Below are 8,701 nucleotides of genomic sequence, written 5' to 3' on the forward strand. Positions count from 1 at the left end.
TGCGCACGGAAGCCGCCGAGCTGGAGCGGCTGATCACCCGCTTCAATATCTCGGCGCGCCTCTCCGAGGGGGCAAGACGCGCGGCTTAGCCGCGCGTCTGCGCCAGGGGCGCCGGCGCCCCGATCTCGCTCGGCTAGGCCGCCTCGATCTCGGCTTCGTCCTCGCCGCCCAGCAGGGCGCTGAGCACGACGGCCAGGCGCTCGGGCTTGATCGGCTTTTCGACGACGTCCTGCATGCCGGCGGCGATGTAGGTCTGGACGTCCATCGGATCGGCGTTGGCGGTCAGGGCGACCACGGGGGTCTGGCCGATCCGGCCGCCCATCTCGCGGATCGCGCGGGTGGCGGCCACGCCGTCCATGCGCGGCATCTTGATGTCCATCAGGATCAGGTCGAAGCGACCGCCGCGCGCCATCTCGACGGCCTCGACGCCGTCGACGGCCTGCTCGGAGGTGCAGTCGAACATGTCGCACAGCGCCTCGGCGACCATCCGGTTGGTGGCGTTGTCGTCGACGATCAGGATGTGGGCGGCGCGGCCGGAGAGGGTCGGTTCGCCGGCGTGGGCGGCGATCGTGTCGACGGCGCGGGCGATCAGCGAGAAGCCCACGGTGACGCCAGCCCCGCGATTGGCCTCGGCGTGAAGCGGCGCGCCCATGCCCCGCATGATGCGACGGGCCAGGGCCAGGCCGACGCTGAGGGCGATCTCGCTGCGGTCCTGCAGGCTGGGCTGGCCCATGGGGCCCGCCAGGCGCGCCAGGCGCTCCTCGGCGTCGTGACCGGCGGTGTTGTCGCGCACCTGGCCGTCCAGCCGCACCAGGTCGCCCTCGGGCCGCGCGGTCAGGCGGACCTCGATCATGCCGCGACCGCCGGCCAGGGCGTTCTCGACCAGGATGTCGAAGACCTGCATCAGGCGCTCGCCGTCCAGCTCGACGCCGCACTCCGGATCGCCGTCGTAGGAGACCAGCAGGGTGGAACCGCCGTCCTGGGCGCGGTGAGCCCAACGGGCTTCCAAGGCGTCGGCCAGGTCGCGCAGACGGGTCGGTTCGGGCTTGAAGGCCAGGTGGCCCTGGGCCGAGCGGTGCAGGTCGATCGCGCGGCCGACTGTCTCGCTCATGTCGCGGCTGGTGTCGCTGATCGCGCGGACGAAGGCGGCGGCGTCGGGGGTCAGGCGCTGTTGCTCGAGGCGCGCGGTGATGGCCAGGACGCCGTCCAGGTGATCGCCGATGTCCATGGCCATGCGCTCGATCAGCGCCCGGGCGTCGCGGGCCTCGTTCCGGCGGCGCTGGTGGACGCTGAGCAGCGAGGTCAGGCCGCCGACGCCGACATAGCGGCCGGCGTCGTCGATCGCGACATAGGCGGTGCGGAACACGGGTTGGGCGCTGTCGCGCAGCGAGTCGACGAAGGCGTTGGCGTCGCTGTCGGCCGGGACGATTCGCGGCGTGGAGTCCATGACCGCGACGATGGGCGTGGCGGCGAGGGCCTCGCCGGCCACCCGCATCATGCCCTGCAGGACGTCGCGATAGATGATGCCGATCGGGCGTTCGTCCTGGACCACGGCGATCGCGGCCGCCGTCGGATCGGCGTCGAACATCGCTGCGACCTCGGCGCAGGACGCGACGGGCGCGACGGGCTCGCGCTTCTCGATCAGACGTGAAAGCGTTTCCATTCGGGACTTCGCCAGGACCTACAGGCGGGCAACTTGCCCTTTGCGGCCTTGCAGAGTCGTTAAGTCCGCCCCGCGCGCGGTGTCGCGGCCGCCTTGAGGGGCTTGGGACGAGCCAAAAAGGAAGGCGGAGCCCGGGAGCTCCGCCTCGCAAGTTCCGGGGTTACAGAGTACTCGCTACCAGGACTTGGTGATCGCGATCCCGTAGAGGCGCGGCTCGCCGGTGATCACGTTGGTGAACAGGCCCGAGCTGTCGTCGGTCGTGTAGGCGTCGACGATGGGCAGCTTGTTGCCGATGTTCTTGACATAGGCGTCGATCGACAGGCCCCACTCGGGCTTCTCGACCTTGAGGGTCAGGTTGCCGTTGTCCCAGGCCTTCAGGCGGTCGTACTCGGTGTTGTAGACGCGAGCGAACTGCTTGCTCTGGCGGTAGTAGTCGCCGCGGACCGTCGCCGACCAGCCGTCCGACAGCTCGAAGGTGTACTGGGCGCCGAGCGAGGTGGTCCAGTGGGGCGAGTTGGGCAGCTCGTTGCCCGACAGGTTCGCCGCCGTCCCTTCGATCGAATAGCCCGAGCCGTAGGTGTAGAGCCCCGTGGCGTTGGCCAGGAAGGCGGCGGTGGCCGTCGGCAGGCCCGCGCCGCCCGCCGCGGCGGGGGCGGACAGGAACGCCTGATAGGCCGCCGCGCCCGAGCAGGCCCAGGGCAGGGTGCCGCCCGCGCCGGCGCCCAGGATCGTGGCGACGCCGGCGGTGGCCAGCACGCAGTTGGCGCCGACCGCCGACGAGTTGGGGCCCACCTTCACGACCGTATAGGCCGGGTTGGACTGGGTCCGGTTCATCGTGTCGATCGAGGTGACCCCGCTGCCGATCTTGGTGTGCAGATAGCCGAGGTTGGCGTTGAGCTTTAGGTTGCGGACCGGCGACCAGATCGTCTCCAGCTCCAGGCCGTAGACCTTGGCGTCGACGTTCTCGTTGACCGAGGTCCGGTTCACGATCTTCGAGATCTGGTACCCCTTGTAGTCGTACGAGAAGCCCGTCGCGTTGAAGAGCAGGCTGCCGCCCAGCAGGGTGTTCTTGGTGCCGATCTCGAAGGCGTTGACGAATTCGGGGTCGAAGGTCTGGCGGATGCCCACCGAATTGGCGGGCACGCCCGGATTGATGCCGCCGCCCTTATAGCCCTTGGAATAGAAGGCGTAGAGCAGGGTGTCGTCGGTGAAGCCCAGGTGCGCCTTGTAGTCGACGCCGAAGCGGCCGGTCGTCTCGTTGAAGCGGGCGCGCTGGTCGGGGTTGGTCGGGTTCAGCGTCAGGCCGTAGCCCGGGGCCAGCAGCACGGTCGAGAAGTTCTTCACCGCCTTCTTGTCGCGGGTCTGGCGCAGGCCCAGGGTGAACTTCAGGTCCTCGTTGACCTGGTAGTAGACCTCGCCGAACAGGGCGTCCGACACCAGGGTGTAGGGCGTGCGGTTCAGATAGTAGTTGTGGCCGTCGCCGGTCGGATCCGACGCGGTGTCGATACCGATGCAGCGGGCGGTGGTCGCCGGGTTGCAGTTCGGGTTGCCGGTGTTGGAGAAGTTCAGCGCCAGCGATGACAGGGTCAGCGAGTTGCCGATCACGTAGTAGTCGGTCAGCGTCCGGTACGTGAAGTGGATGCCGCCGAAGTTGAAGTTGATCGGGCCGTCGAAGGCCGACTGCAGCCGCAGTTCCTGGCTGAACTGCTCGGAGCGGCCCGACGAGACGTCGATGGTGGTGAACTTGTTGGTGTTGCCAACCTGCGGGTCGTTGAAGAAGCCGCCCGGCGTGAACGGGGTGTTGTTGAACGGCACTGGCGAGACGTTCCGGTTGTAGTCCTGCTTCGTATAGACGCTGCCCTTGCTGTAGGCGGTCATCGACGTGAAGGTCAGGGTGTCGGACAGGTCGTAGTTCAGGGTGAACTGGTAGACGTTCGAGCCCGAGCGGTAGATCGGATCCAGCGCCGTCTCGATCTCGCGCAGGTTGGTCGTGGTGGTGTCGCCCAGGTTGGCGTCGCCCGCGGTGAAGCCGAAGATGTTGCCCAGCAGGCCGGTCAGGGTGCCGGAGGTGTTGACCGTGCCATAGGCGCTGGCGCCGTAGATCGAGGCGGGCAGACAGCCCTGGGTCAGGAAGCCGCGCGCCGCGCCGGTGGGCACGCCCCCGACGGTGGCCGGTCCGTTATCCTTGGTGCAGAGCTGCTTGCCGGTGCGGGCCCGGCTGTCGTTCTCGTGGAAGCGTTCCCACAGGAAGTTGGTGCGCAGCTTCTCGGTCGGATTGAACATCACCTGGACGCGGGTCGAATAGAGGTCCCGATCGTCGACGACGTTCTTCGTGAAGGTGTTGGTGACGAAGCCGTCGCGCTTCAGCGTGGCGCCGGACAGGCGAACGGCCAGCTTGTCGCCGAAGATCGGCACGTTGACCATGCCGCGCAGCCGGATGGCGTTGAAGTTGCCGTACTCGGCGCGGGCGTTGGCCTCGAACACGTCCGTGGGCTTGGCGGTGATCACATTGACCACGCCGCCGGTGGCGTTGCGGCCGTAGAGCGTGCCTTGCGGGCCGCGCAGCACTTCCACCCGCTCGACGTCGTAGAACTCCGCCTCGAACAGATTGCCCGACTGCATGGGGGCGTTGTTCATGTGGACGCCGACGCCCTGGTCGGCCGAAGCGCCGACGGCCTTGGCCCCGATGCCGCGGATCTGGAAGTTGAAGCTGTTGGTGAAGTTGCTGCGGGCGAAGCTGACGTTCGGGATCGCCTGCTGCAGGTTGGGCCCCCCGTCGATCTTCTGCGCTTCCAGCGAGTCCTGGCTGAAGGCCGACACCGCGATCGGGACGTCCTGAAGCGCCTCTTCCCTCTTTTGGGCGGTGACGACCAGTTCTTCGATGACCGTTCCACCCTGCTGGGCGGTCTGTTGTTGAGCGAAAGCGGGGACGGCGAAAGCCGAGAGCACGGCCGCCGAAGCGCCCATGGTCAACAGGCTCCGCATACGCAGAGTTTGCGACATTGAATTCCCTCCCTGACGCAAGCGGCGCCTTATGGGTGGGCCTGGGTGCGTCGATGTTTCCTCGGCGCCGTACTGTTTTTCACCACGCGGGCGTACGGCGGGCCCATCGCAGCATTGGAAGATTGCATACTTGCGTTCTCTGACTATCAACTGGCCCCAATGTAAGTGATCGACGATAGGTTACGCCTTTTCACTTAAAATCCGGCTTCGTTGTCCGAGGTCATGCAAGTGAAGGTTGGATTAGAAGATTGGGTTTGTGGCTTACGTAGCGTAAATTTCCGGCGCGTAAGGCGTCTTGATCCCGCTATTCATGAGCAGAAGCGAAGATGGCGTCGCAAGAATTCGACTCACTTCGTGGTCGGAGTATTGGGATCTCGCGCCCGGCGTCGGCGGATGGGCGCCCCGCCGGTTCCGGCGGAAGCCCGGCTCGTGTAGAGGAGGGCGCATGTTCCCCTTCCCGAAAAGCGAGCGCCGCGCATGAGCCCGCCAGCGCAAACCGAGGCCGCCCTCGTCCTGTTCTCCGGCGGCCAGGACAGCAGCGTCTGTCTGGCCTGGGCGCTTGAGCGGTACGGCCGCGTCGAGACCGTCGGCTTCGACTACGGCCAGCGCCACGTCGTCGAGATGGAGGCGCGCCAGACCGTGCGCCGCGAGATCGCCGCCCGCTTCCCGCAATGGGCCGACCGCCTGGGCGAGGACCACGTCCTCGACATCAGGAGCTTCGGCGCCGTCGCCCAGTCGGCCCTGACCGCCGACCGCGCCATCGAGATGACCGAGCGCGGCCTGCCCTCGACCTTCGTGCCCGGTCGCAACCTGGTGTTCCTGATCTACGCCGCGGCCCTGGCCGATCGGCGCGGGATCGACGCCCTGGTCGGCGGCATGTGCGAGACCGACTTCTCGGGCTATCCCGACTGCCGCCGCGATACGCTGGACGCCATGCAGAGCGCGCTGAACCTCGGCATGGACCGCAATTTCCGCGTCGAGACCCCGCTGATGTGGCTGACCAAGGCGCAGACCTGGGCGCTGTCCAAGGCCCTGGGCGGCGAGGACCTCGTCAAGCTGATCGTCGAGGAAAGCCACACCTGCTACCAGGGCGAACGCGGCGCTCTGCACGCCTGGGGTCACGGCTGCGGCGTCTGCCCGGCCTGCGAGCTGCGCGAGAAGGGCTACGCCGAGTGGGACGCGGCGGGGCGCGAACCCCTTCCTTCTCCCCTTGCGGGAGAAGGTGGCGGCGAAGCCGTCGGATGAGGGGTTGAAAGTCTTGTCCGATAACGCCTGCGCGACCCCTCACCCGAGCGCCTACGGCGCCCACCCTCTCCCGCAAGGGGAGAGGGAATAGTGGTGTATTCCGTCAAGGAGATCTTCCTCACCCTTCAAGGCGAGGGCGGCCAGGCGGGCAAGGCGGCGGTGTTCTGCCGCTTCGCCGGCTGCAACCTGTGGAGCGGCCGCGAGCAGGATCGCGCCAAGGCCGTCTGCACCTTCTGCGACACCGACTTCGTCGGGATCGACGGCGAGAACGGCGGCAAGTTCGCCACGGCCGAGGACTTGGCGGCGGCCGTCGAGGCCCAGTGGACCGGCGGTCCCGACGACCGCCTGGTGGTCTGCACGGGGGGCGAGCCTTTCCTGCAGCTGGACGAGGCGGCGATCGCGGCGCTGCATGCGCGCGGCTTCCAGATCGCGGTCGAGAGCAACGGCACGCTTCCGGCCCCGCCCGGGATCGACTGGATCTGCATCAGCCCCAAGGCGGACGCACCGGTGGTCCAGACCTCGGGCCAGGAGCTGAAGCTCGTCTTCCCGCAGGAAAAGGCCATGCCGGAGCGCTTCGCGGCCCTCGATTTCGAGCGGTTCTACCTGCAGCCGATGGACGGGCCGGACCGCGACCGAAACACGCAATTGGCCGTCGCCTATTGCCTTTCGCACCCACAATGGCGTTTAAGCGTCCAAACGCACAAATATCTCGGCCTGCCCTGACGGATAAGGCGCGCGACTTGGTGACAGGGTCGATGCGCTAGAGCCTCCCAGGCCTGTCAAAAGAAGTACACGATGAAGCCCGTCTTCGAGATCACGAAGGCCGCGTATTTCGACGCGGCCCATTACATCGAGCAAGGTCCGTCGGACCATCGCTATCGAAAGCTGCACGGCCACTCGTTCAAGGTCGAGGCCAGCGTGAAGGGCGAGATGGCGGAGGCCGGCTGGGTCGCCGACCTCGACACCCTGGACGCGGCCCTGAAGGCCGTCGCCGCCGAGCTGGACCATGGCCTGTTGAACGACAAGCCGGGCCTGGAGACGCCGACGCTGGAGCGCCTGTGCCTCTATTTCGCCGAGCGCCTGAAGGTCCAGTTCCCGGGCCTGTCGCGCGTGGAGCTGTCGCGCCCGACCATCGGCGAGCGCTGCGTGCTGGCGGTGTGATGACTTTCTTCCTCCCCCATCGGGGGAGGGGGACCGGCGAACGCCGGTGGAGGGGGCTAGCGGGTTCGCCGACGCATCACCGCTGCGCGGACCCCCTCCGTCTCGATGCGTATTCGCATCGATCCACCTCCCCCTAATGGGGAAGAAGGTGATGTCACCGCTCGTCCTTGTCCTTGCGGCTGTCGCCGGGGATCACGGCTCGGCCCGCCGCGCCCACGACCTTGCCGCCCGCCTTGGCCGTTCCGCCGACGACCGCGCCGGTGACGCCGATCGCCGTGCTGGCCACCGCGGCGGCGACGCATCCGGACTGGGAAAGGGCGGCCGCGAGCAGTGTGGCGGCGACGAGCGTCTGGCGGGGGGAGGGCATGATCGGGCTCACAAGGACGATGGTCGTCCCTTCTTACGTCCCGAATGCCTTAAGATTGCGCCCATCGAAGGGCGCCGCCCTTCAGGCCCGCGGCGTGTGCTTGGTTTCCGCCGGCGCGTCCACATAGGTCGAGCGGTTCTCCTCGCCGCGCCGCCAGGGGCCCGGGTGGCGCGGGCTGTCGCGGCGACGGCGGTCGGGGCCGAAATAGTTGCCGCTGCGCACGAACGGGCGCGGGTTCTCGATCAGCTGGGTCAGGCGGTCGATCACCGCCCGGGCGGTGACGGGCTTGGCCAGGAACTCGTTGACGCCGACGTCGCGCGCCTCGTTGACCCGCCGCTCGGTCGAGTGGCCGGTGATCATGATCACGGGGGTGTAGGGGTTAGGACTCTCGGGCGCGCGGCGCAGCAGCTGGACGAAGTGCAGGCCATCCAGTGGCCCCATGGAGAGGTCGGTGATCACCACGTCGATGGCGGTCTGACGCATCACGGCCAACGCCTCCACGCCGTCGGTCGCCTCGAAAACGTGGCGGACGCCAACGGCCCTGAGGATCTCCATCAGCAGGATGCGCATGTGCTGGTTGTCGTCGACCAGCAGGACTTTCAGCAGCTCGAACCGCACGACATCCACTCCCCTATTGGGCGAGTGTTACCGGCTTGTAATAACGCCGGTCAACCAAAAAGCTTTTGTATTACAATGAAAATGGTGATTTTTGTTGTCCGAGCGATGTTAGGTTGAAACGCACTCACACGTCATGCGTGAAATTCAACCTCCGGTTTGAGCCCGGTGGCGCAGAAAGGCGTCGGCGAGCACGCAGGCGGTCATCGCCTCGACCACCGGCACGCCGCGGATGCCGACGCACGGGTCGTGGCGACCCTTGGTGCGCAGGTCGATTTCCTCGCCCGCCTCGTTGAGGGTCTGACGCGGGATAAGGATCGAAGATGTCGGTTTGAAGGCCACGCGCGCCACGACCGGCTGGCCGGTCGAGATGCCGCCCAGGATTCCGCCGGCGTGGTTGGACAGGAACATCGGCTGGCCGTCAGGGCCTCGCCGCATGGCGTCGGCGTTGTCCTCGCCGGTCAGGGCGGCGCTGGCGAAGCCCTCGCCGATCTCGACGCCCTTGGCGGCGTTGATCGACATCAGGGCGGCGGCGAGCTCGGCGTCCAGCTTGCCGTAGAGCGGCGCGCCCCAGCCGGCCGGGACGCCGGTCGCCTCGACCTCGACGATGGCGCCGGTCGACGAGCCGGCCTTGCGGATCGTCTCCA

8 protein-coding genes are annotated in these 8,701 nt (G+C 67.4%); 3 read left to right on the plus strand and 5 right to left on the minus strand.

The annotated features are described in order from the left end of the window. Positions 1-133: 133 nt before the first annotated feature. Positions 134-1,663 carry a response regulator gene (locus Q0379_RS05505; protein ID WP_299005387.1) on the minus strand — a complete coding sequence of 510 codons (1,530 nt, stop codon included), beginning with the start codon at positions 1,661-1,663 and terminating at the stop codon, positions 134-136. A 174-nt stretch (positions 1,664-1,837) separates the two neighbouring features. Beyond that, on the minus strand, positions 1,838-4,666 hold the full coding sequence (locus tag Q0379_RS05510; RefSeq protein WP_299005390.1) for a TonB-dependent receptor: 2,829 nt from the start codon (positions 4,664-4,666) through the stop codon (positions 1,838-1,840). 477 nt (positions 4,667-5,143) lie between these two features. Between Q0379_RS05510 and queC the strand changes: the two genes are divergently transcribed. From queC to Q0379_RS05525, 3 genes are all read left to right on the plus strand, one after another. Beyond that, complete coding sequence (gene queC, locus Q0379_RS05515) at positions 5,144-5,911, plus strand: 7-cyano-7-deazaguanine synthase QueC (RefSeq protein WP_299005391.1); 768 nt, start codon at positions 5,144-5,146, stop codon at positions 5,909-5,911. 90 nt (positions 5,912-6,001) lie between these two features. Then, positions 6,002-6,634: a 7-carboxy-7-deazaguanine synthase gene (gene queE, locus Q0379_RS05520; RefSeq protein ID WP_299005393.1), complete on the plus strand. Its 633-nt coding sequence runs from the start codon at positions 6,002-6,004 to the stop codon at positions 6,632-6,634. Positions 6,635-6,706: 72 nt separating this feature from the next. Next, a complete protein-coding gene (locus Q0379_RS05525) occupies positions 6,707-7,072 on the plus strand; it encodes a 6-carboxytetrahydropterin synthase (protein ID WP_299005396.1) in 366 nt (121 codons plus the stop codon). 154 nt (positions 7,073-7,226) lie between these two features. Here the strand turns inward: Q0379_RS05525 and Q0379_RS05530 are convergent, their stop codons facing one another. The 3 genes from Q0379_RS05530 to Q0379_RS05540 form a co-directional block, all read right to left on the minus strand. Further along, positions 7,227-7,439, minus strand: coding sequence for a hypothetical protein (locus Q0379_RS05530; RefSeq protein ID WP_299005399.1), 213 nt, complete (start codon positions 7,437-7,439; stop codon positions 7,227-7,229). A gap of 81 nt (positions 7,440-7,520) precedes the next feature. Then, positions 7,521-8,057, minus strand: coding sequence for a response regulator (locus Q0379_RS05535; RefSeq protein WP_299005402.1), 537 nt, complete (start codon positions 8,055-8,057; stop codon positions 7,521-7,523). A gap of 144 nt (positions 8,058-8,201) precedes the next feature. Next, the coding region (locus Q0379_RS05540; RefSeq protein WP_299005405.1) for a chorismate synthase at positions 8,202-8,701 on the minus strand (500 nt) is incomplete at its 5' end.

Origin of the sequence: uncultured Caulobacter sp. (genome assembly GCF_937900395.1) — a bacterium.
GTDB lineage: Bacteria > Pseudomonadota > Alphaproteobacteria > Caulobacterales > Caulobacteraceae > Caulobacter.

Excerpts from the sequence above, each read along its gene's own strand:
- Q0379_RS05505 (WP_299005387.1), bottom strand. The coding sequence starts at position 1,663 with ATGGAAACGCTTTCACGTCTGATCGAGAAGCGCGAGCCCGTCGCGCCC.
- Q0379_RS05510 (WP_299005390.1), bottom strand. The coding sequence starts at position 4,666 with ATGTCGCAAACTCTGCGTATGCGGAGCCTGTTGACCATGGGCGCTTCG.
- queC (WP_299005391.1), top strand. The coding sequence starts at position 5,144 with ATGAGCCCGCCAGCGCAAACCGAGGCCGCCCTCGTCCTGTTCTCCGGC.
- Q0379_RS05525 (WP_299005396.1), top strand. The coding sequence starts at position 6,707 with ATGAAGCCCGTCTTCGAGATCACGAAGGCCGCGTATTTCGACGCGGCC.
- Q0379_RS05530 (WP_299005399.1), bottom strand. The coding sequence starts at position 7,439 with ATGCCCTCCCCCCGCCAGACGCTCGTCGCCGCCACACTGCTCGCGGCC.